Annotated in this window: 14 protein-coding genes and 2 tRNA genes; 11 read left to right on the forward strand and 5 right to left on the reverse strand. The window is 50.4% G+C overall.

From position 1 onward, the window contains the following. Positions 1–123 precede the first annotated feature (123 nt). The 3 genes from AC286M_RS25500 (at position 124) to AC286M_RS25510 (ending at position 5,342) form a co-directional block, all read left to right on the forward strand. Positions 124–1,299 (forward strand): leucine-rich repeat domain-containing protein, encoded by a 1,176-nt coding sequence (locus AC286M_RS25500; protein ID WP_488207047.1) that lies wholly within the window; start codon positions 124–126, stop codon positions 1,297–1,299. A 258-nt stretch (positions 1,300–1,557) separates the two neighbouring features. Further along, entirely contained in the window at positions 1,558–2,340 is a 783-nt protein-coding gene (gene lpxA, locus AC286M_RS25505; protein ID WP_488207048.1) for an acyl-ACP--UDP-N-acetylglucosamine O-acyltransferase, read from the forward strand. A gap of 188 nt (positions 2,341–2,528) precedes the next feature. Further along, positions 2,529–5,342, forward strand: a complete 2,814-nt coding sequence (locus tag AC286M_RS25510) for a UPF0182 family membrane protein (protein WP_488207049.1) — start codon at positions 2,529–2,531, stop codon at positions 5,340–5,342. 197 nt (positions 5,343–5,539) lie between these two features. Here the strand turns inward: AC286M_RS25510 and pirA are convergent, their stop codons facing one another. Further along, a complete protein-coding gene (gene pirA / locus AC286M_RS25515; RefSeq protein WP_488207050.1) occupies positions 5,540–5,704 on the reverse strand; it encodes an arginine synthesis PII-interacting regulator PirA in 165 nt (54 codons plus the stop codon). A 312-nt stretch (positions 5,705–6,016) separates the two neighbouring features. After that, positions 6,017–7,648: a peptide chain release factor 3 gene (gene prfC, locus AC286M_RS25520; protein WP_488207051.1), complete on the reverse strand. Its 1,632-nt coding sequence runs from the start codon at positions 7,646–7,648 to the stop codon at positions 6,017–6,019. A 489-nt stretch (positions 7,649–8,137) separates the two neighbouring features. Between prfC and AC286M_RS25525 the strand changes: the two genes are divergently transcribed. Then, the gene (locus tag AC286M_RS25525) at positions 8,138–12,097 is read left to right on the forward strand and encodes a diguanylate cyclase domain-containing protein (RefSeq protein ID WP_488207052.1); all 3,960 of its coding nucleotides are present in this window, start codon (positions 8,138–8,140) and stop codon (positions 12,095–12,097) included. Continuing rightward, positions 12,084–12,353, forward strand: coding sequence for an EAL domain-containing protein (locus tag AC286M_RS25530; RefSeq protein WP_488207053.1), 270 nt, complete (start codon positions 12,084–12,086; stop codon positions 12,351–12,353). Before AC286M_RS25525 ends, AC286M_RS25530 begins: the two co-directional genes overlap by 14 nt. A 97-nt stretch (positions 12,354–12,450) precedes the next feature. Here AC286M_RS25530 and AC286M_RS25535 read toward each other — a convergent pair whose 3' ends face one another. Further along, positions 12,451–13,359 (reverse strand): S66 peptidase family protein, encoded by a 909-nt coding sequence (locus AC286M_RS25535; RefSeq protein ID WP_488207054.1) that lies wholly within the window; start codon positions 13,357–13,359, stop codon positions 12,451–12,453. Positions 13,360–13,557: 198 nt separating this feature from the next. Beyond that, a complete protein-coding gene (locus AC286M_RS25540; protein ID WP_488207055.1) occupies positions 13,558–14,919 on the reverse strand; it encodes an ABC transporter substrate-binding protein in 1,362 nt (453 codons plus the stop codon). A 173-nt stretch (positions 14,920–15,092) separates the two neighbouring features. Here AC286M_RS25540 and AC286M_RS25545 point away from each other — a divergent pair, with 173 nt between their 5' ends. The 6 genes from AC286M_RS25545 (at position 15,093) to ctpC (ending at position 20,382) form a co-directional block, all read left to right on the forward strand. Then, complete coding sequence (locus AC286M_RS25545) at positions 15,093–15,653, forward strand: NYN domain-containing protein (RefSeq protein ID WP_488207056.1); 561 nt, start codon at positions 15,093–15,095, stop codon at positions 15,651–15,653. Between the two features lie 81 nt (positions 15,654–15,734). Next, positions 15,735–15,806 (forward strand) — tRNA-Asn (locus AC286M_RS25550). Between the two features lie 110 nt (positions 15,807–15,916). Then, positions 15,917–15,988 (forward strand) — tRNA-Asn (locus AC286M_RS25555). A gap of 418 nt (positions 15,989–16,406) precedes the next feature. After that, positions 16,407–17,153, forward strand: a complete 747-nt coding sequence (gene rpaA, locus AC286M_RS25560) for a two component system response regulator RpaA (RefSeq protein WP_488207057.1) — start codon at positions 16,407–16,409, stop codon at positions 17,151–17,153. Between the two features lie 241 nt (positions 17,154–17,394). Beyond that, positions 17,395–18,834 (forward strand): NADP-dependent phosphogluconate dehydrogenase, encoded by a 1,440-nt coding sequence (gene gnd / locus AC286M_RS25565; protein ID WP_488207058.1) that lies wholly within the window; start codon positions 17,395–17,397, stop codon positions 18,832–18,834. Between the two features lie 252 nt (positions 18,835–19,086). Beyond that, positions 19,087–20,382: a carboxyl-terminal processing protease CtpC gene (gene ctpC, locus AC286M_RS25570; RefSeq protein WP_488207059.1), complete on the forward strand. Its 1,296-nt coding sequence runs from the start codon at positions 19,087–19,089 to the stop codon at positions 20,380–20,382. Positions 20,383–20,544: 162 nt separating this feature from the next. Here ctpC and AC286M_RS25575 read toward each other — a convergent pair whose 3' ends face one another. Continuing rightward, positions 20,545–22,740 carry an ankyrin repeat domain-containing protein gene (locus tag AC286M_RS25575; RefSeq protein WP_488207060.1) on the reverse strand — a complete coding sequence of 732 codons (2,196 nt, stop codon included), beginning with the start codon at positions 22,738–22,740 and terminating at the stop codon, positions 20,545–20,547. Positions 22,741–22,908: the final 168 nt, after the last annotated feature.

The raw sequence follows: 22,908 nt of genomic DNA on the forward strand, positions 1-22,908 counted from the left end.
CCCTCAGTGCTAAAAGCCTTGCGTTATGTGTGGCCGTGACCGATAGATGGCGCGAAAAGTTCCAGATTGAATATCTTTGTAATAATTTTTAGAGCGTTTGTTCACCAGAGAGGTGTGCCCAAGATGAAAATGCGAGCAATCCGTCATCAAGCTATTCATTTAGGGCTTGCGATCGCAGTGGGTGGTTTAGCTCTAGTCGGGAGTGGCTGTGCAACACAGCCAAATTCATCAGATTCTGAAGCATTTTCCGACACTTCATCTGAATCGTTTCCTCAAACCTCTGAATTCATCACCACGGATCCAGAGGCGGCGGCTGATGCTGCATCGGCACCAGCAACGGAAGAGGAAAAGTTTAGTGATGTTCGTGATCTTTATCAAGAAGCATTGAAAGATGGTGATAGTGCCATTTCGCTCTCGCAATCAGCTTTCACGTCTCAAGATTGGCAGTTGGTAGTGAGTCGCTGGCAGCGTGCGATCGCACTTTTGCAGCGAATACCTGCTTCTCACGCCAACTATGGGGATGCGCAGCAAAAGCTTCAGGAGTTTCAGACTCAACTCAGCACTGCTCAGCAGAAGGTGGATCAGCCTAGCCCCAACCGTACGCTTGAACTCGATGCTGAAGCACTAGCGGCGGCTCAGCAGGCGGCTCAACAAACTAATCAAGCCGCCAGTGCGGCTACCAGCAGCGCCGCCACCAGTAGCTTTATCGAATTATGTGATGGTCAATCATCCCTCACAGATGATGCTCAACATACGGTGCAGGCGCTGTTGGAACTGGCTGGCACTGAAAACTGTGGTGAAGCTGCAACTGCTTTGGCGACCCAAACAGTGATTGATTTAGGTGGCAAAGAAATTGTGGACGTGCAGCCGCTGACCAGTTTGCCCCAGATGACTGAGCTACGACTGGGTTCAAATGCGATCGCAGATTTGACGCCACTATCTTCTTTGACCCAGCTTGAAACTCTACTGCTCAACAATAATCAAATTGCTGACGTTGCGCCGTTGGAGTCGTTGACGAAACTGAAAACCCTGATTTTGAACAATAATCAGATCGCCAATATTGCACCATTAGCCGCTCTTACAGCCCTAGAGCAGCTTGAACTGCGTAACAATGCGATTGACCAAGTTACTGCCCTAGCCTCGCTGACCCGTTTGCAGCAGTTAAGCCTCAGCGATAACCAAATTGAAACTGTGAAAGCGCTATCTCCTCTAACTCAGCTCAAAAATTTGAGTTTGGACGGCAATCCTCTAGCGAGTAAAAGCTGTCCGGTTGAAGATGAAGCTGTTTGCCGTTTTTAAATCCCCGGAGGCGATTGCGCGACTGCCTAATTCGGCTGGATTAAATGGACGCTTTAAAGCTGACTCGTAAACGCCTTGCTTGGATAGAGATGCTACGTCTTCTCAGGATTAGCCGATCTCAAACGCTGCTCTTTCGTGCTACGCTCAGCGTTGTCATTATGGGATAAAGCTGTGTTACTAAAGTCCAAGCATTTTCTTGGGAAACACTAGCAGCACCAGCCATCACCAAATCATTGGGTTCTAATCCATCGATTAAATATGAGGATTCATCCTACCGCTGTAGTTGAACCGGGAGCCAAACTGGGCGAAGGAGTAACGGTTGGCCCCTTTGCCTATATTGATACTCAGGTAAAAGTCGGGGCTGGCTGTGCGATTGGCCCTCGGGCGACGCTGCTGCGCTATACAACTTTGGGTGAAAACTGCCGAGTTCATGCGGGGGCCGTCATTGGCGATACGCCGCAGGATTTGGCTTTTGAAGATGTCGAAACGTATGTGAAAATAGGCGATCGCTGTGATCTGCGGGAGGGTTGCACGGTACATCGTGGGACTCAGCCCGGCTCAGTCACGGTTGTCGGCGATGACTGTTTGCTGATGGCCAATAGCCATGTGGCGCATAATGCCCAAATTGGTAATCGGGTTATTTTAGCGAACAATGCCCTGATTGCAGGGTATGCCCAGGTGGGCGATCGCGCCTTTATCAGCGGTGGTTGCCTGGTGCATCAGTTTACTCGTGTTGGCCGACTGGTGATGATGTCAGGCGGTTCGGCCGTGCAGAAAGATGTGCCGCCTTTTTTTATGACGCGGGGCGTCACGATTAACACCATCATGGGCTTAAATGTTGTCGGTTTGCGTCGGGCTGGATTAAGTAGTGATGAGCGCCAGGTGCTCAAGCGAGCAATTCAGGTGCTTTACCAGTCGGGCCTAAGTGTTCCCAGTGCTGTTGACAAGCTAGAGCAGGAACTTGATTCGCCGCTGATTGATGAAATTTGTGCGTTTATTCGCACCTCAGAGCGGGGAATTTGCAAGTTTTTTCGTCGCTAATGGTTTAGTGCTTTATCCATAATTGGATCACTGAAACTGGACAAGTGACGTGGAACCGCCGAGTTGATTTACGTGTAGTTACTTAACAAATCGTCTGTTCCGGCGCGATCGCAGCCCATGCTTTTTGGATCATGAGTCACAATAAAACGGAATCTAGTTACTGTGTTCCCCTCTGACTCTACTGAATCATGAAACGACAGGGACTCTTCCTGACGATTGCGGCAGTTGTTATTCTGTTGCTGCTCTTTTCTAGCACGCTAATCCACTTACTGACGGAATCCTGGTGGTTCGATTCCGTTGGCTTCAGCCCGGTCTTCTGGACGCGGATTCGCTGGCAGGTTGGGTTATGGCTTGCCACGTTCCTGATCTACGGTGGTTTTATCTGGTTGAACTATCGGCTGGCGCTTCATCTCAGCCGCGATCGCAGATTTTATCTGCTAGAGCGAACAGAACTGGGCAACTATGCTGACTGGATTGTGAATGCGATCGCACTGGCCTTTACGATTGGCATTGCCCTACTGGCGGCGTCTGCTACTGTCAGTCACTGGGAAAGCATTTTACGTTTTCTCAATCCGACCCAGTTCGATCAGGCTGATCCAATCTACAACACCGATATCGGGTTCTATGTCTTTCAACTGCCTTTCTATCAGCAGTTTCAGTCCTGGCTACTGGCACTGCTGTTTTGGGGACTGATCATTGCTGCAGTCATCTATGTGCTGAGAGGATCGATTAATCTGGACCGGGGCTGGACCAATCTACTCACGGGTAATGTGAAGCTGCATCTGAGCGTTTTGCTAGCTGCGATCGCGGTTGTGATTACGTTTGGCTTCTGGCTTCAGCGGTTTGAGCTGCTGTATTCACCGACCGGTGTTGTCTATGGAGCCGGGTTTACAGATATCAATGCTCGCCTACACGCCTACTGGATTATGGGCTTTGTTACCCTAGCGCTGGGCACGCTGTTTGTGATCACCCTGTGGCGCAGTGGGTTTGTATTGCCCACCTATGGACTAGTTTTTTATATCATCGTTTTTACGGTGGTGGCAGGTCTTTACCCTTGGTTCCAGCAGCAGTTTGTTGTGGCTCCCAATGAACTGGCTAAGGAACGGCCTTTTATCGAAAATAATATTGAATTTACGCGCAGTGCCTATCAGCTTGGTGACGTAGAGCGTGACGATTACCCAGCGGAAGACAACCTAACGCGGGCTGACATCGAAGCAAGCAGCCCCACGATTCGCAATATTCGCCTGTGGGACTATCGCCCCCTGCTGAGTACCTACCAGCAGCTCCAGGAAATCCGCGCCTACTACCGCTTTACTGATGTAGACGTAGATCGCTACACGATTGACGGCAACTATCGTCAGGTGATGCTATCTCCCCGTGAACTGGATACGTCTCGCCTTTCTGAACAGGCGCGTAACTGGGTCAATCAGCGGCTGAAATATACTCACGGCTATGGATTCGCAATGAGTCCGGTCAACGTAGTACGTCCCGATGGTCTGCCTCAATTTTTCGTTCAGGATATCCCCCCCCAAACCAGTGTCGATCTGGATGTGCAAGAGACGGCCATCTACTACGGTGAACTGACCGAGGATTACATGTTCACGGGCGCAACGATTGAAGAATTTGACTATCCTCAAGGAAATACCAACGCCTCAACTCGCTATGAAGGGGCAGGTGGCGTGCCCGTCGGTAGTCTACTGCGTCAGCTTGCCTATGCCTTTGATTTTGGCGACTTCAAGCTACTCATTTCTAACTATTTGACCAGTGAGTCTAAGATTCACTACCATCGCCAAATTCGCGATCGCGTTGCCCACGTTGCCCCCTTCCTGCGCTACGACTCAGATCCTTACATTGCGATTATCGACGGGCGAGTTCAGTGGATTGTTGATGCCTATACGATTAGCGATCGCTATCCCTATTCTGAACCTGTTGCCCGTGCTTATCGTGCTTCAGCCGCTTTAGGCAATGGGGGTTCTGCTAGTGAGCTAATCCGCGATCGCACAAACTACATTCGCAACTCGGTCAAGGTGGTGGTGGATGCGTTTGACGGCACGATGCAGTTTTACGTGGTAGATGAAACTGATCCGGTGTTAGCAACCTACCGTCAGATTTTCCCTGAGTTGTTTCTAGGTGCGGATCAGGTGCCAGAGCAGGTACGTAATCACTTCCGCTATCCGCTCGATTTATTCAAAATTCAAGCGGTCATATACCTCACTTACCACATGGATACTCCAGAGGTATTCTACAACCAAGAAGATCTCTGGCGCTTCCCGGTAGAGGTCTATGAAGGCAACCAGCAGGTGATGGAGCCGTATTACATGATCATGAGCCTGCCAGGACAGAACCAGGAAGAGTTTGTGCTGATTCTGCCGTTTACACCTGTGAATAAAGACAACATGATTGCTTGGATGGCAGCGCGATCCGATGGTGAAGACTACGGCAAACTGCTGCTATATGAGTTTCCTAAACAGGAACTAATTTATGGGCCGAGCCAGATCGAAGCCCGTATCGACCAAACGCCTGAGATTTCAGAACAGCTTACGCTGTGGAGCCAGCAAGGATCGCGGGTGATTCGTGGAGATTTGTTGGTGATTCCAATTCAGGAATCGTTGCTGTATGTTGAACCGATTTATCTGCGGGCTGAACAGGGTGAACTGCCGGAACTGAAGCGAGTGATTGTGGCCTATCAGGATGGTGTGGTCATGCGAAATACGCTCGAAGAAGCGCTGAGTGCCCTGTTCGGTGAGGGCGCTACTACATCCACACCTCCGACAGCTCCTCCGACAGCTCCGGCAGCGCCTCAGCCACCTGCTGCACCCACACCCGCTGTGCCCGATAGTGCCAACATGTCTGAGCTAATTCAATCCGCCCAAACGGCCTACGACAATGCTCAGGCTGCCCTGCAGCAGGGCAATTGGGCGGAATATGGCCGCCATCAGCAAGAGCTGGAAACAATTTTGAATCAGCTGGCTCAAGAATCAGCGGCTGAAAACAGTGATTGAGAAACAACGAAAAGCGGAGTTTTGTTTACAGACAAACTCCGCTTTAAAACTCAACGTATAACTGAAAGAACAAAGACTTGAAGTAGCCCAAAAAGCTGTTAAATCGGTGCGTTTTACCAGCTTTTGAGGCTGCTATATGACCTGATTAGGCTAGATAGCCAAGAAAAAATCCTAGATCAACGACTGATTTCAGATCCTTAGCCAAGATATTGTGCTTCCTGCTCTAGCTGACGCACTAGATTTTCATCGCCTCGAGAACGAGCCGATTCCATCCTTTGCTGGAGCCGTTGTCGTAATGCTTCACGATGAGCTTCAGCGGTTTTTGTTATGATTTCACGACGTTTTCTGTTCATGGTAAACATCCAATCCTTTGTTAGTGCGGTAATGATTCTACTGCTAATCTAGCATTTTAATTTGTTTTTGTAGTTAATGTTACAGAATCATGTTTATAGTGATTCCAGCTAAGAGTGAGAAAACGAGAGAGGAGAGTGCCTCAGAATGAGGCACTCTCCTCTCTCGTTCTTATCTAGAACCGCTATATTTCGCTTCTGGCCATTATCTTGCCCTTAACTGCAACGGTCATTTGCCGCCGTGTGAGACAAATGACCGTTGGGGATGGTTGATGAGCTAAGTGGAAGAAGGTTTTGTGATTTAAGCTTTTGCGATCGCGCTCATCACAACTCTTCGGGTTGTTGCCCAACGACGACAGGTGCAATTGAGCTGAGTTCTAGTTCCGGGTGTTCGCCTTCCACTTGCTGGCAGTTCCATTCATTTTTGAACAGGAGAACCGGACGACCCCAGGAATCTTTTACCGTAACGGTATTGAATAAACGCCCCGCTTTTTCGAGTGCCTCCCAGCCACCGCCGACCCAGCGGGCGACGCTATAAGGTAGGGGTTCTAGCAGAGTTTCGACGTTGTACTCGTTCTGCAGTCGGAACTGGACGACTTCGAACTGAAGCTGTCCGACGGCAGCCAGAATGGGATCGCGACGGGATTCATTGGCGGAGTACATGATTTGCACTGCCCCTTCCTCACGCAGCTCATTTACCCCTTTGCGGAACTGCTTGAACTTAGAGGGATTGGGATTGCGCAGATAAGCAAATAGCTCCGGCGAAAAACAGGGAATACCCTCGTACTCCAGCGACTGTTTGCCTGTATAAATCGTGTCGCCGATCGCAAATACGCCGGGGTTGTTCAAGCCAATCACGTCGCCCGGATAGGCCTCATCCAGCGACTGACGGCCTTGAGCAAACAGCTTTTGAGGGTGAGATAGGCGGACATTTTTTCCCGTGCGGGCATGGTTCACCACCATATCTTTTTCGAACTTGCCGGAACACACGCGGATGAAGGCGATGCGATCGCGATGTTTCGGATCCATATTGGCCTGAAGCTTGAACACGAATCCGGAGAAATCTGGCTGAGTTGGCTCCACGTCACCCACAGAACTGCGGCGGGGACTCGGCGGCATAGCGTACTCTAAAAACGCATCGAGAAACAGCTTGACGCCAAAGTTGGTCATGGCGCTGCCAAAGAATACGGGTGTCAGTTGTCCGGCATGAACTGCCTCTAAATCCAGGTCTTCACCGATTTCTTCAATGATTTCCAGTTCATCTTTGAACTGGTAGTACAAATCGGGATCAATCAGCTCCTCAATGCGCGGATCGCCAAGTGGAATAACGTCTACCTTGGCTTCTCTGCTACCGTGCGCTGTGCGCTCAAATAGGTGAAATGACTTGGTGCGACGGTCATAAACGCCCCGAAACTGGTCGCCGATGCCAATGGGATAGTTCACTGCATAGGTTTTCAGCCCCAATTCCTGCTCGATTTCGTCCATCAGTTCTAGTGGTTCGCGACCTGGACGATCCATCTTGTTGAAAAAGGTGAAGATGGGTAGCGATCGCATTCGGCAGACTTCAAACAATTTGCGCGTTTGAGGCTCCAAACCTTTGGCCGAATCTTCCAGCATGACCGCATTATCGGCAGCCGCTAGCGTGCGATAGGTGTCTTCACTGAAGTCTTGGTGTCCGGGCGTATCCAGCAGGTTGATCCAGTAGTTGCGATAGTCAAAATGCAGCACAGTTGAGGTGATCGAAATGCCCCGCTGCTGCTCCATCTCCATCCAGTCGGAGGTGGCATGGCGCTGGGCCCGACGAGCTTTGACGGCTCCCGCTTCGTGGATGGCTCCACCGTACAGCAATAGTTTTTCAGTTAATGTTGTCTTACCTGCATCAGGGTGAGAGATAATCGCAAAGTTGCGCCGCCAATCTACAGCACTTTGGATCTCGGCAGGAGCAGCAGAAGTCATAGGCACCAAAACTCAACAAGATAGACGAAAACTACTTCAGGACAGACATTCAGCTTCTGCCTAAACGTAGACCTCTTCTAAGTAATTATAGAGACCTTTTCAGAAGCGACGCACAATCAGCCGTTTTGCTGAGTCCCTTTAACGCTGGAATTCTGCTAAAGTTTGCTCATAATTGGGCATCTTAAGTTAAATTAAGCGACTATCAAAATTAATTGTGCGATCGCACTTTAATCGGCCACTAAATAATATTTCGCTAAAGAAAATTGTAGGTTTTATTCATAGCTAAAACTTCCTCCTAAGTTGCGACGATGACGGCCTAGATTGAAACCGTCATCACAACCTTGATGGTGTTTCTTCTTTAATCTGATTGACTGAAGCCATATTCAAATTTAGGTGTAATTAAATTTGGCGCGATCAAAATCAGGGGCACTCTAATGTTGGACAAATAATGTCATCGGAAACTCTGTACGTCGCGACTTGGAGCAACGAATGACCAGTGACTTACCGGATCAGCCATCTAACCTGTCGTTTAAGGTGTCAAAGCTCAATCCCAACCATCAATCCATCTCACATCGCCCGATTCATCAGCTGATTGAGCAGGTCAATCGAGCTGTTAGTGAGGCGATCGATAGTGAAGCTGCCTTTGAGGTGGTGCTGCAATTGATTTGCCAATTGATTAACGGAGCACTGGCCGAGATCTGGTTGCCAACTCCTCAGCAGGGTGGATTGTGCATTAGCCCAATATGGTACAGTCCGCAGCCGGAGCAGTTTCAAGCTTTCCGCAAGGTGAGTGAGCAATTTAGTGTCACCTTGGGCACGGGCTTGCCGGGACGGGTCGCTGTTACTCGCCAGCCAGAATGGATTGCAGCCATTGAAGCTGAGTCTGACCAGTCGCTGCTCCGTAAGAACGCTGCTCTCCAGGCCAATTTAAATGCTTGCCTGGGCGTTCCGATTAAGGTGGGAGATCGCGTTTTGGCGGTGCTAATTGTGTGGCTGGTCGATGCCAACTCGGTTGACCCAAGCCAAATTGAGCAGGTGCGCCAAATTCTGACCCAGCTGGGTTCAGTGCTGCGACTCAAGCAGAGCGAAGCTGTGCTAGCCGAGCAGCAGCAGCGGCTCACGGCCCTGATGGATTCGCTGCCCGGTATTGTGTTTGTTTCCAATGATGATGCTGAGTGGTCGATGCAGTTTCTTAGCCAAGGCTGTTACCCTCTGACGGGCTATTCTCCGTCTGAACTAGCGGGGCCAGTGCGATCGCAATCGTATAACGATATTACTCACCCCGAGGATCTGCCGCGGGTGTTACAGGCGATTGATGGTGCGATCGCACAGCAGCAGCCCTATGTTGTTGAGTACCGGATTCGAACTAAGCAGGGTGAAGAGAAATGGCTCTGGGAAAAGGGCTACGGCGTAACCAATGCCCAAGGTAAGGTGATTGGTCTTGAAGGCTTTATTACTGACATTACTGAGCGCAAGCAGACGGAGCGGACGCTGCAGGAAAAAGAGGCGTTCTTGAAGCTGATCTTGGACAATATTCCCCAGCATATTTTTTGGAAAGATCGCAACTTGACCTACCAGGGCGGCAACCAAGTTTGGTTGAACTCGATTGGCTTAACCTCGATAGAGGACGTAATTGGCAAAACTGACTACGATCTTTGGTCCTTAGCTCAAGCCGATAATTTTCGGGATGCCGATTTAGATGTGCTGGAGCGCCACAAGCGGCGGATCCATGTTATTCGTCGCAAAATTCAGCAGAATGGGGACGAAATTTGGCAAGACGTGAGCAAAGTGCCGATTTATGATGCCGATAACAACACAATCGGCATTTTAGGCATGTTCGAAGACATCACGGAATGGCGCAAAGCAGAGGAAGCTATTGCCCGTCGTGAACAGTATTTGGCCGCACTTGTCGATCTGCAGTATCGGTTGCTCAACTTGGAATGGGATGTAAGTGCCGATCTGTATGCTGAAATTTTGCCCATCTTGGGACAGGCCGCCCAGGCGAGTCGGGCTGGGGTGTTCGAAGTGGCAGTCACCAAATTGGATCAAATCCTGCCGCAATCGGATAAACCGATCACGGGCTCAACCGCGAGACCGAAAATCACCTGCTGGCAACAGTCGATGTGGGCCGATCCAGACTTTGTGTTAGAGCCGGAGCAGTGGCAACTTCAGCTTGAGCTCTACCACCATCAGTTAAGTCACTGGTTCGAGCAGTTGCTGGCTGGAGAAGAATTGGTCTGTTTAGCTACGGCTCAGCTAGAGACCGAACTACAGGCCGTATTAGCGCCCCTTTCTATTCAGGGAGTGCTGATGCTGCCCCTAAAGCAGGGCAAGGATATTTTTGGATTTATCGTTTTAGAAAACTGTACCTACGAACTGTACTGGGAGGATTCTGAGATTGATTTACTCAAGGCAGCGGCGGCAGCGATCTCGTTGGCCTACGAGCATCAGCAAACCAAGAGTTCTCTCAAACAGGCCGAAGTGAAGTACCGCAGCATTTTTGAAAATGCGGTGGAGGGCATTTTTCAAACTACACCGACAGGTCAGTACCTGACGGCTAATCCGATGCTGGCCCAAATTTATGGTTATGACTCACCGGAAGAGTTAATTCAGTCCATCACCAATATCCAAAGTCAGCTCTATGTCGATCCGCAGCGACGCCTGGAGTTTGAGCAGTTAATGGCGGCACAGGGCTCGGTGTTTAACTTTGAGTCCCAAATCTTTCGCAAAGACGGCAGCATTATCTGGATTTCGGAATCGGCGCGGACGCTCTATGACGAAACGGGTGCGATCGCAGGTTATGAGGGCACGGTGGAGAACATCACCCCGCGTAAGCATGATGAGGCAGAACTGCTAAAGCGGGATCACCTGTTGGAGGGCGTGGCGGCAGCGGCCACCTGCCTGTTGACCCAGCCGGATTTCGCTACGGCCATTCCGAACGTCCTGTCCATCCTGGGTGAGGCCGCTCAAGCCGATCGGGTTTATATCTACGAGAACCATCCCCATTCTCAAACAGGGGAAATGGCGATGAGCATGCGGTTTGAGTGGACTCATGCCGACATTGTGCCCAGCATCAATCAGCCCCACTGGCAAAATCAGCCCTATCGAGAATTTGGCCTGGATCGCTGGTACCAGAATTTTCAGAAAGGTCAGCCTGTGCGCGGTTTAACGTGCGAGTTTCCCGCCAGCGAACAGCAAATTCTACTGCGCGACCAGATTCAGTCGATTTTGATGGTGCCGATTTTCATCGATCAGGTGCTGTGGGGCTATATCGGTTTCGATGCCTGTCAAGAGGCACGGGAATGGACGGCCAGAGAAGAATCGATTCTAGTTGCGATCGCAGCTAGTCTGGGCGGAGCGATCAAGCGCCAGCAAACCGAAGCCCAAATGCGCCATCAGGCCTTTCACGACAGTTTAACTGGCCTGCCCAATCGCACGTTATTCAATGAGCATTTGCCGCTGGAGATTGCCCATGCTCGCCGCTCAGGTGAAATGTTGGGAGTCATGTTTCTCGATCTGGATCGGTTCAAAAATATCAACGATACCCTGGGGCACGCCGTGGGCGATGAGCTGCTCCGACAGGCGACTCAGCGCCTGCAGCAGAGTTTACGCGACGCGGACTTGATTGCCCGCTGGGGTGGCGATGAATTCACCCTGGTTTTACCCCATTTGTCCAGCCCAGACGATGCCGCCAAAATTGCCCGTCGCATTCGGGACAGTCTCGCCACGGCTTTTCATGTTGGGGAGCATGAGCTTTACATCACGAGCAGCATGGGGCTGGCGATCTATCCACAGGATGGAGAAGACTTAAACACGCTCCTCCAAAACGCCGATACCGCCTTGTACCGAGCCAAAGACGAAGGCCGCAACAACTACCAGTTCTATCGGGCTACGCTCAACTCCCAGGCTTCCAGACTGCTCCAGTTGGAAAATCACCTGCATCATGCGCTGCCGCTCAATGAACTGGAACTGTACTATCAGCCCCAAGTGAATATCCAAACAGGACAAGTGATTAAAATGGAAGCGCTGTTGCGCTGGCATCACTCGCACTGGGGCAGCATTTCACCCGGCACATTCATTCCCTTAGCAGAGGAATCAGGCTTAATTGTGCCGATTGGGGAATGGGCCATCAAGACGGCCTGTGCCCAAAATCGCGCTTGGCAACTGGCAGGCATTCCGCCGTTGAAAGTTGCGGTAAATTTGTCGGCGCGCCAGTTTCAGCAACCTTCTCTGCTGGAACGGATTACGCAAATCCTGCAGACCGTCGAGCTGGCTCCAGAATTTTTGGAACTGGAAATTACTGAAACGGCGGCCATGCAGAATTTGGAACATACATCTAATGTGCTGGAGCAAATTCGGGCAATGGGCATCAGCATTTCGATGGACGACTTCGGTACAGGCTACTCCTCCCTGTCCTATTTTGAAGCGATTTCCGTTGCACACAATTAAAATTGACCAGTCGTTTATCCGTGACCTGATTCATCGTCCTGCCGATAAAGCGATTGTCTCAGCGATTATTACTCTCAGCCGAGGACTCGGTTTAAGCGTTGTGGCAGAAGGGGTTGAGACTCAAGCCCACATGGAATGTTTGCGATCGCTAAAGTGCAAGGAGATGCAGGGCTACTGGTTTAGTCGTCCCCTCACTGCAGAGCAAGCGACCCAGTTTCTGTTGGAGCATCAGCAGGATGGCAAGCTATGCGTTTAGGGTACTGTCTTAGCCTGAATAGTAGCTTGAAATCAGCTTGGGAATGAACGGTACGCGGTGCACACAGCTCATTCCCAAGCTCAAGATGGGTTTGTTTCTATTCGCAGTAGCTCAGAGTCCCTTGATCTCCGTCCAGGCAAACTCGTCGTCCCACAACCAAGGCAGCATTCTCGCCATCGTGACCAAAGGGTAGGTTAACCACGACTGGAATATTGAGATCATAAGTGCGATCGCGCAGTACTTCCTCCACACTAAAGCTCGGAATATCCTTGGGTGGATCACACTGACTAAAGCGGCCCAATGCAATTCCCTTAATGCCATTCAGCGCCCCACTCATGCGCCACTGAGTCAGCATCCGATCAATTCGATACGGCGCTTCTCCCACATCTTCAAACGCCAAGATCACATCATTTAAGTGGGGTTGGGCTACGGTACCCAGCAAATGAGTCGCTACGGTCAAATTTGCGGGTAATAGATATCCCGTCGCCTGACCACCAACCCAGCCATCACCCTGCAATGGTGCCAGTTCTGCCCGTCCAGTCACAAACTGAAACAGCCGCTCTAGAGAATGGGGCGGTTCCGCTGCAATGGTTGTTAGTAACGGACCGTGCATCCCCGCGACTCCCTGCGTCGCTAAACTCCACAGCAAACTTGTCACATCCGAAAAGCCAATCAGCCACTTGGGAGCAAGTTGAAAATCATCCGGCCATGTCCAATTTTCCAGTAACCGCGCTCCGCCCCAGCCGCCGCGAGCGCAGAGAATGCCGCGACAATCTGGATCACTCAATGCCTGCTGGAGCTGTTGCCGCCGCTGCTCGTCCGTTCCAGCCAAGTAGCCACTGCGGTCGTCGTATCCCGGACAAAACTCAATCTGATAACCTTGCGATCTCCAAATTTCAACGCCTTGCTCAAATGCCTGTCTCTCCCGCAACGTCCCACTCGGCGCAATCACCCGCAGCAAGTCTCCTGGCTCTAGTGGTGGCGGCAGTTGGCAAGGCTTAAACATCTCAGTACATTTCTCCTTCTCTAACGTCGTTTTTATTAAGGGAGCAAGGGGAAAGGGGGAAAAGGAGCTTTCATATCTAGCATTATTTGAAACATGAAGCTTAAGTTACGGCTACCAACAGAACCCTCTGCTTCCCCGCACCCCTGCTCTGCTCCCCTACTCCCCTGCCCCCCTCACGTCCTCTCCATCAACTCTGAATTATTGATCACGTCCCACAATCAACTCCAGCCTCCGCTGTGCCGCTGCCAATGCTTCCGCAGGTGGTTCACCCAACAGGGACGCTTCAATCGCCCGACCAAAGTTTTCTGATAAGTAGCGATAGCCGGGGATCAAGGGTCGCGATCGCGCCCACTCCATCTGCTGCAAAAACATCTGAAGGGCCGGACTCTCAGCCACAAACGCCTGATAGTCGGGACTATTCAACACATTGGGATTAATCGGTAAGTAACCTGTTTTCAGCGCCCACTCGGTTTGAAACGATTCACTAATCACAAAGTCGAGAAACTCTAGTGCTGCTTGCTCTCGTTCTGACGTTGTTTTCATCACAAAAAAATTCTCACCGCCCACCACCGCCGCAGGCTGATCTCGCATTGGTAGTGGAAAAACATCGTAGTCCACACCTGACTCCTCAAACTGCCCAATATTCCACGGCCCCGTGAACTGCATCGCCACCTGACCGCTCATGAAGCTATCGGTTTCATAACCGCGCTCTGGCGGAGAAAGCTGCACCACACCGTCTTGCACCAGGGATGATGCAAACTCCAAAGCTGCGATCGCACCTTCATTGGTTAAATCCGGCTGCCCATTTTGGACAATTTCACCGCTCGCACTATAAACAAACGGTAAATAGACAAACACATTCCATTCGCCTTTGCCCAGAGATAGCCAGAGGCCATACTGATCGGTAAAGCCATCCCCATTGCGATCGCGAGTTAACTGGGCGGCCACCTGCGCAAATTCTGACCAAGTACGGGGCAACTGTGTGATCCCCGCTTCTTCGAACAGTGACGGACGGTAGAACACACCAACATTATTCGTGCCAAACGGCACTGACCAATAGTGATCTTCCAGCCGCATCGATTCATGTAGGGTCGGAATAATCCGCTCCAGCCGTCCATCTTCCTGGAGCCAATTATCCAGTGGCAGAATCGCCTCCAGTTCAACTAGTTGACCTGTAAACGTTGGGATATACCACAAAATATCCGGCGGAGCGCCACCGACCACGCCCGTCAAAATCTTAGGAATCTGCTGATCCGGCTGACCAATATACAGCGATTCCACTTCAATATAGGGATGAGCCTGATTAAATTGCTCAACTAAAGACTGAAAAACATCACGATTACTAGGCGGACTGATCCCCTGCCAGAGTGTGAGGTGAACGACCTCGCTGTTACCGTTGGCGCTACCGATCCGCGCGGTATCCGTTGGGCCACTCTGACACCCCAGCAGGCCCACCGCCAGGATCAACAAGCTGCACCCCAGCCCCAAGTGTGTCCACAATCGCGGCCAAATAACCTGCCAGAAGCGTTGCGATCGCAACCAAAACAAACAGCATCTCATCGTAAAGTCCTAAAGTATTAGCCCAGCGCAACCGACATTCTAATTAAGTTACTGGCAAATCGAGCGCACAATCCGGCCAGCACAATGAAGCAGCCTGGATCAGAATTGATATCATTAAGAAATGAAACAAAGATTAACGGTCTGCTCCTGCCCACTTAGTACACCTTGTAACAATGGCACGTCGCTCCTATCAGGCGGTTCTACTCGTCGATGGCTATAACATTATTGGCGCTTGGCCCCGGCTAGAGCGCGTTCGAGATCAGCATGGCTTAGAAGATGCCCGTCGTGATCTAGTAGAAGCGCTCACCGGATACAGCACATTCAAGGGATTTGATACGCGGATTGTCTTTGATGCCTATGGGCAGATTGATCCTTCAGTGCCAGAAGCCGTGACCGAGCATGTTTCCATTCACTACACGGATTTTGGTCAAACCGCAGATTCCTATATTGAAAAAGCCTGTGCCATGTTTCGACATGATGTGCGCAAGTTCTCTCAGCGGCTAATTGTCGCCACATCTGACCGAGCACAACAGCTCACGGTCGTGGGTTATGGCGCAGAATGGATGTCAGCCCATCGCTTAATTAGTGATGTCGATCTGGCGCGCCATCAGGTGCGTCGCCGTCAGAAGCCTGCCCGTTCCTCCAGCAAACGGTTCCTATTCAGCTCGCTCGATCCCAAGGCTCAAGCTCGTTTAGCAGAAATGCGATTGGGTTTGACAGAGCGAGAATCGTGAACCTGGTAAAAAGTTCAAAAAAAATTGGCTTTACCCCTTGTCAAACTGTCCCCTGAGTCAGTAATATGAAATTCGCGTCGTTCCTCAGTAGCTCAGCGGTAGAGCGGTCGGCTGTTAACCGATTGGTCGCAAGTTCGAATCTTGCCTGGGGAGTTTAATCTATTCAGCAGAAGTAAGCTTGCAAGCAGGCGTAAGTTCTGCGATCAATATGCCGCTAATAGGTTTACAATTTGTCCTGTTTTCAAGTAGGATAAAATCCGCCTTCCTCAGTAGCTCAGCGGTAGAGCGGTCGGCTGTTAACCGATTGGTCGCAAGTTCGAATCTTGCCTGGGGAGTTTAGTCAACTAGACTGCAACACATAGACTGCAACGTAGATTGAAGGCTCAGGTTGTGGTATGCTCGCTTAGTTTTGATTAGATCTCTGTTCTCTAAATGCAGCGTCGCCAAAGGGCTTGATCTGCTATCTCATCTGCACATGTGGTGTATACACACAGCAAATTGAGGCAGGTGCGATCGCAGATTTTGTTTTGCTGGTTGTTTGGCCTGAATGGCTCAACATCGGCGAATTAATCCGCTGCTTTGGCCCGATTTTAGTATCGATCAATGCAACGAATCAGGGATTCGCCTGAAAAGATTAGGCAGACGTGCTTATAATCGGTACAGAGTTCTATATAAATCTTCGAAGTCTAAAGTATTTCGGCAATAATCGTTACAAGACGTAAGACCCTGTAGAAAAAGATATAGATTCGGAACATGCCACGAATTCTCGTTATTGATGATGATCCTGCGATCGCAGAACTAGTCAGTGTCAACCTAGAGATGGCTGGCTATGATGTTAGCCAAGCTGCTGACGGCATCAAAGGGCAAGCCTTAGCCGTACAGTTGATGCCTGATCTGATTGTCCTGGACCTGATGCTACCGAAGGTAGACGGTTTTACAATTTGTCAGCGGCTACGGCGCGATGAGCGGACGGCAGATGTTCCAGTCTTGATGCTAACCGCATTGGGACAAACCCAAGATAAAGTAGAAGGCTTCAATGCTGGAGCTGATGACTATCTCACCAAGCCATTTGAGGTGGATGAAATGCTGGCGCGAGTGCGGGCACTGCTCCGGCGTACCGATCGAATCCCCCAAGCGGCCAAGCATAGCGAGATTCTCAACTATGGGCCGTTAACGCTGGTGCCTGAACGCTTTGAAGCGATTTGGTTTGACAAAACCGTCAAGCTAACTCATCTTGAATTTGAGCTGCTGCACTGTCTTCTACAGCGTCACGGTCAAACCGTTTCGCCCAGTGAAATTCTCAAGGAAGTGTGGGGCTATGACCCGAACGACGATATCGAAACCATTCGAGTTCATGTTCGCCACTTACGGACAAAGCTTGAACCCGATCCACGCCATCCGCAATACATTAAAACGGTTTATGGTGCTGGATACTGTTTGGAACTCCCGACTAGCGGAGCGGTTCCGGCAGATCTGGGGTTGTCATCGGCAGAATCTTGAAGGGGAATAAGCCGTCTATTGAATAAGTATTACTTATCCAATAGACGATAGTCTGTGTGTCTTTCATAACGAGCCTAAAGAAAACCTTTGGGCAGATGAACCTTGCTAAAAATGTTGTCTACCCTGAAAGCAACCGCCGATGGGGTTAGGTGAGGCATTTTAGGTATAGTTTACGTTATACGTAATGTCTCACACCCCCTGTCGCAACGATTTGCGTTGTCCAGAGTAGACAGAAACCCATATGACACAGCAGAGCTTTGGCGTTATTGGTCTCGCCGTCATGGGCGAGAACCTAGCCCTAAACGTTGAACGCAATGGATTTCCCGTTGCCGTTTATAACCGTACCCGCTCCAAGACCGATGACTTTATGAAAGAGCGGGCAGAAGGTAAGAATATCAAGCCAACCTATAGCCTAGAAGAGTTTGTAGCCTCTCTTGAGCGTCCTCGTCGCATTCTGGTCATGGTCAAGGCGGGCAAACCCGTAGACTTGGTGATTGAGCAGCTCAAGCCGCTGCTCGATCCAGATGACATGATCATCGACGGTGGTAATTCCCTCTATCAAGACACCGAGCGTCGTGTCCAAGATCTAGAATCCACGGGTCTACGCTTCATTGGTATGGGCGTCAGCGGTGGTGAAGAAGGAGCCTTAAACGGCCCAAGCATGATGCCGGGTGGCACAAAAGCTGCTTACGATTCGATTGAGCCCATCGTGACCAAAATCGCGGCTCAGGTTGATGACGGAGCTTGTGTGACCTACATTGGCCCTGGCGGCGCTGGACACTACGTCAAAACCATACATAACGGTATTGAGTACGGCGACATGCAGCTGATTGCCGAAGCCTACGATCTGCTCAAGAATACGTTGGGCTTAGATCATACACAGCTTCATCAAGTGTTTGCCGAGTGGAATGAAACTGAAGAGCTGAACTCGTTCCTGATTGAAATTACGCGGGATGTGTTCAAGCAGATGGATGCCGACACTGGAATGCCGCTGGTTGAGGTGATTCTCGATTCCGCTGGCCAGAAAGGAACCGGACGCTGGACGGTTGTTAGTGCCCTAGAAATGGGGGTTAGCATTCCGACTATTTTTGCCGCAGTGAATGCCCGCATCATGTCGTCTATTAAGGATGAGCGTGTAGCGGCGTCTAAGGAATTATCTGGGCCATCGGGTAAGTATGATGGCGACACACAAGCCTTTGTCAACAAAATCCGGGACGCACTCTACTGTTCTAAGATTTGCTCCTACGCTCAGGGTATGGCCCTGCTGAGTACAGCATCCGACACCTTTAACTACGATCTGAATCTGAGCGAAATTGCCCGCATTTGGAAAGGTGGCTGCATCATCCGGGCTGGCTTCCTCGGTAAGATTCAAAACGCCTTTCAGCACAATCCGAAACTGCCGAATCTACTGCTGGCTCCAGAGTTTAAGCAAACAATCCTGGATCGCCAAGAGGCATGGCGTGAGGTCATTCAGGTGGCCGCTAAGCTGGGTATAGCCGTACCCGCATTTAGTGCATCGCTGGATTACTTTGATAGCTATCGCACGGCAAAACTGCCCCAAAATCTCACCCAGGCCCAGCGCGACTTCTTTGGTGCCCACACCTACAAGCGAGTCGATAAGTCCGGTGTGTATCACACTGACTGGCTGGGCGATGGTAGCACGGAGCAAATGGAAGAGTAGGTTCTCACACCGCTACTCTCGTGTTTGACACCACAACCTAGAAGATCCATCTAAACCTAAAAAGGTCACTTTGCTGTTGCGCGGCGGCAGCAAAGTGACCTTTTTGAGTTTCTGTGCGATCGCAGTTCGGATATCACACTATTATGTATTAATTCTGTTAAATCCTTCTACGGTTTGGTTCAAGAGCGGCGCTTCCAAAGTTAACTGTGTTAGATTGAGCGTACCGTTCCTTGCAGTGTTTTCAATATCAATATGGCAATTACCAAGCGTGGCCTTGTACTAGGCATGACCGCCGTCGCCGTAACCGCTGTAACGATTACAGGGGCTGGCTTGCATTTTTCAGAGAGCCAAGCCTTTTTTCGTGACAGTCCGAAAGAACTAATTGACGAAGTTTGGCAGCTCATCGACCGAAACTACGTTGATGCGACGTTCAATCAGGTTGACTGGCGGGCGCTACGCACTGAATATTTAGAGCGTGAATATAGCGATCGCGAAGAGGCTTATGTTGCCATTCAAGAGATGCTGGAAACCTTGAATGATCCATATACTCGCTTCATGGATCCGCAAGAGTTCCGCAATATGCAGATTGATACCTCTGGTGAACTGACAGGGGTAGGCATTCAGCTTGCCCAGGACGAAGAAACCAATGATTTGTTAGTCGTTGCCCCCATTGAAGACACACCCGCCTTTAAAGCTGGGGTTTTGGCAAAAGACGTTATCACTGCCATCGACGGTCAATCCACTGAGGGAATGGATTTGAATGATGCCGTCAATCTAATCCGTGGCCCAGTTGGTTCCCAAGTTACGCTAACCATCCGGCGCGAAAGCGAAATTATAGACTTCGAGTTAGATCGAGAGTTAATCGAAATTCACCCGGTTCGTTACAGCCAGCAGCAAAGTCCGGCTGGAAGCATCGGCTATATTCGCCTAACTCAGTTTAGTGCTAACGCAGCACAAGAAATGCAGGATGCAATCAGCACGCTAGAAGAAGAGGGCGTAAACGGCTATATCTTAGATTTGCGCTCTAATCCAGGTGGTCTGCTCTATTCCAGCATTGACATCGCGCGCATGTGGCTCGAAGACGGCACTATTGTTTCAACCGTTGATCGGCAAGGTGAATCGGATCGGCAGGTAGCCAACCATCGGGCACTAACCGATAAGCCGCTCGTTGTCCTAGTAGATGGTGGTTCTGCCAGTGCCAGTGAAATTCTATCTGGCGCACTTCAAGACAATGAACGTGCAGTGCTTGTCGGCACTCAAACCTTTGGTAAAGGTCTAGTGCAGTCAGTTCGAGGTTTAGGAGATGGTTCTGGCATTGCCATCACGGTTGCAAAGTACCTGACGCCAAGTGGCCGAGACATCAACAAACAGGGCATCGCGCCAGATATTGAACTTGATTTGACGGACGAGCAGCGAGAAGCACTCTCGCAAGATCGGACGCAAATTGGTACCTCGGCTGATCCACAGTTTGCCAAGGCACTGGAAATTCTGACGCAGCGAGTCATGGCTGAATCGTCAGAGCCTACGGCTGCAGTTTCTCAACCTTAGAAATACGCGCTCTCTCTTACAAAAGGACGGTTGGCACACCAACCGTCCTTTTGTGTTTTATAGCTGTAACCAGCTCAGTTAAACGGACGTTTTAATAGCGCGGCAAGGCCGCACTTGTAACACCAAATCCGACTTGACAATACTTGGCAATGCCCAATGGTGTTAACGTGGCTGACGACTGAGCAGATCAATAATCGCCGCATAATCTTTATCAGGATGATGTCCTTCGGCTTGTCCGCGTCGCGCGTAGTCGAGGGCATCATCAAACTCGTCATCGTGAGTCCGCTGAAAGGGATTGGCCCCAGCACTAAGTAATCGCTCTACGATATCCAGATCGCCTCTATAGGCTGCCTCTGCAATTGGCGTAAACCCAGTTCGCCATCCCCGGTTGACATCTGCACCGGCCTGAATCAAACGATCAACAACAGCCATATTCCCGCTACCCGCGGCCGCAACCAAGGCACTGCCATCGCTGTAATTCAGGTTCGCACCTGCTTGCAATAGTTCTTCTACTTTTGCCAGATTACCGTGACTGGCGGCCTCAACCAAGGCCACATCATTGAGACCCTCTTCAGATGCACCTGCCTGACGAAGTAACTGTTGGACGGCCCAAGTCCCCATCATCAAGGCTGTATTGCCTTCATTATCTCGCAGATTAACATCCGCACCCGCATCAATCAGTGCTTTGACGGCATCGACGTTTTCTCCTGCAATGATCAGCGCAGTTTGGCCCTTATCATTTTGGGCATTCACATCGGCTCCATGCTCAACCAGCAGCCGAATCACTTCAGCTCGGTTAGAAGCAAAGAAACTGCTGGCAATATACATCAAGGCCGTTTGACCTTCATCAAACTCTTCATCACCACGCAAGTTTGGATCGGCTCCAGCATCCAGAAGTGCAATCATCACCTCTTTGTGGCCGTACATCGCGGCCAGCATCAGCGGACTTTTACCGGATTTGGTAATGACATTGGGATCGGCTCCGTCTGCCAGCAGTTGCTGCACCTTGGCCAGTTTCCCGAACAGCGCCGCATCGCCGAGCTGTTCTGCCTGCTTGTTAGCTTCACGGGCTTTCCGCTTGATGGCGTTAGCCATCTCCTTTTGACCATGCTTATCGGCATAGCGACGAGTCTCTTCATCAACAAGATGATAGAGATAATCGTAAACCGCTTGGTGTGCGCCCCGAGCAGCACTCATGATGGCCGTTTCCCCTTGGCTCCAGGCATTGACATCAGCGCCATGCTCTACTAAGGCTGTCACCATGTCCAAGCGACCGTACAGGGCCGCCTGCATAATCGCCCGATAGTCATCTTCCATACCGGCGTCTGGATTTGCGCCTGCCTCCAGCAATAGTTGCAAAATGGGTAGATTATCTTTAGTGATTGCGACTGCCAAGCCAGTTTCTTCGAGCGTGCCTCCTTCTGGAGAAGCTCCAGCATCCAACAGCAGTTTGACCAGATCTGAGCGATTTTGCTGAATTGCCATGCCTAAAGGCCGAGCATTAACCGACCAGTCCAGTAAATCTAGATTGGCTCCGGCAGTAATCAGGGTTTGAATGATCTCCGGCTGGCCTCGGTAAACGGCTGCCACTAGAGGAACTGCTGTATCCCAACCGCTAGGATTCAGCTCTGTACCTGCTTCTATAAAATGTTTAACCTGAGCTAAATCATCTTGAAGAATGGCTCGAATCAAGGGTGATGCATTTTCTTCATCGTATTCAACGGCATCCTCATCATATTCATCGGATTCATCATCCTCGTCTTCGAAATAGTCAGAATCATCGCCCATCATCTGAGCCACACCAGCCTGGGCCAATGCACCTGCAAACTGTAGCCAACCATGTCCTGCATTTGATTCCTGACGGAGAGTGTACTCATCGACCATTTGAGCCACTGTCAACAGGTCTGCAAAGATGACCTGTGCCGCGCCATGCTGTTGCTCGAAATCTTGCACAGTTGTCAGATGCTGCTCCAAAAGCGCAACCGCACTGAGTCCGGGAAACGACATGCGAAAGAGCTGCTGTTCGTCGTAGACGTTCTGGACAATTTGTGTGGTGGTCGTTGTCAAAAAGCTGTCGTCTGCGAATTTCGCAACACAATCAATCCCGCTCAAACCGGATTCTGTCGCCATCACTGAAACAACAATGCAATGATCCGATGTGGCATAGGCGTAAATCTCGATCTGGTCAAATTGAGAGCAGGTTAATTTTCCTAAATACGTTAGACCTTGATCCAGGAGAAGTTGCCCAACCTGGTGAACGCTGGCATGTGCGGATGCCGGTAACGCTTCGTATTCAGTACCAAAATAGTTTCCGGCTTGACCGCTGTAGAGTAGGGGAATCGGCTGGTCTGCACTCATGAAAAACCTTTGAACGACAACTGGAACAAATTGTTTGTCCTAGAGTGCCCGAAATCGTCTATGGACTCATACCAGCTTTATGAAGTAGTGCTATGGTTCAGGAATACAGTAGACAACTAGACAACGACAGTAAATAGCGGCAGTAGACAACTACAATAGACAATGCCG

The organism is Thainema salinarum CENA647 (assembly GCF_057732415.1).

Bases quoted from the DNA above. Each gene is read 5' to 3' on its own strand.
- lpxA (WP_488207048.1), top strand. From the start codon at position 1,558: ATGAGGATTCATCCTACCGCTGTAGTTGAACCGGGAGCCAAACTGGGC.
- gnd (WP_488207058.1), top strand. From the start codon at position 17,395: ATGACACAGCAGAGCTTTGGCGTTATTGGTCTCGCCGTCATGGGCGAG.
- AC286M_RS25540 (WP_488207055.1), bottom strand. From the start codon at position 14,919: ATGAGATGCTGTTTGTTTTGGTTGCGATCGCAACGCTTCTGGCAGGTT.
- AC286M_RS25545 (WP_488207056.1), top strand. From the start codon at position 15,093: ATGGCACGTCGCTCCTATCAGGCGGTTCTACTCGTCGATGGCTATAAC.
- prfC (WP_488207051.1), bottom strand. From the start codon at position 7,648: ATGACTTCTGCTGCTCCTGCCGAGATCCAAAGTGCTGTAGATTGGCGG.
- AC286M_RS25535 (WP_488207054.1), bottom strand. From the start codon at position 13,359: ATGTTTAAGCCTTGCCAACTGCCGCCACCACTAGAGCCAGGAGACTTG.
- rpaA (WP_488207057.1), top strand. From the start codon at position 16,407: ATGCCACGAATTCTCGTTATTGATGATGATCCTGCGATCGCAGAACTA.
- AC286M_RS25510 (WP_488207049.1), top strand. From the start codon at position 2,529: ATGAAACGACAGGGACTCTTCCTGACGATTGCGGCAGTTGTTATTCTG.
- AC286M_RS25500 (WP_488207047.1), top strand. From the start codon at position 124: ATGAAAATGCGAGCAATCCGTCATCAAGCTATTCATTTAGGGCTTGCG.
- AC286M_RS25525 (WP_488207052.1), top strand. From the start codon at position 8,138: ATGACCAGTGACTTACCGGATCAGCCATCTAACCTGTCGTTTAAGGTG.
- AC286M_RS25575 (WP_488207060.1), bottom strand. From the start codon at position 22,740: ATGAGTGCAGACCAGCCGATTCCCCTACTCTACAGCGGTCAAGCCGGA.
- pirA (WP_488207050.1), bottom strand. From the start codon at position 5,704: ATGTTTACCATGAACAGAAAACGTCGTGAAATCATAACAAAAACCGCT.
- ctpC (WP_488207059.1), top strand. From the start codon at position 19,087: ATGGCAATTACCAAGCGTGGCCTTGTACTAGGCATGACCGCCGTCGCC.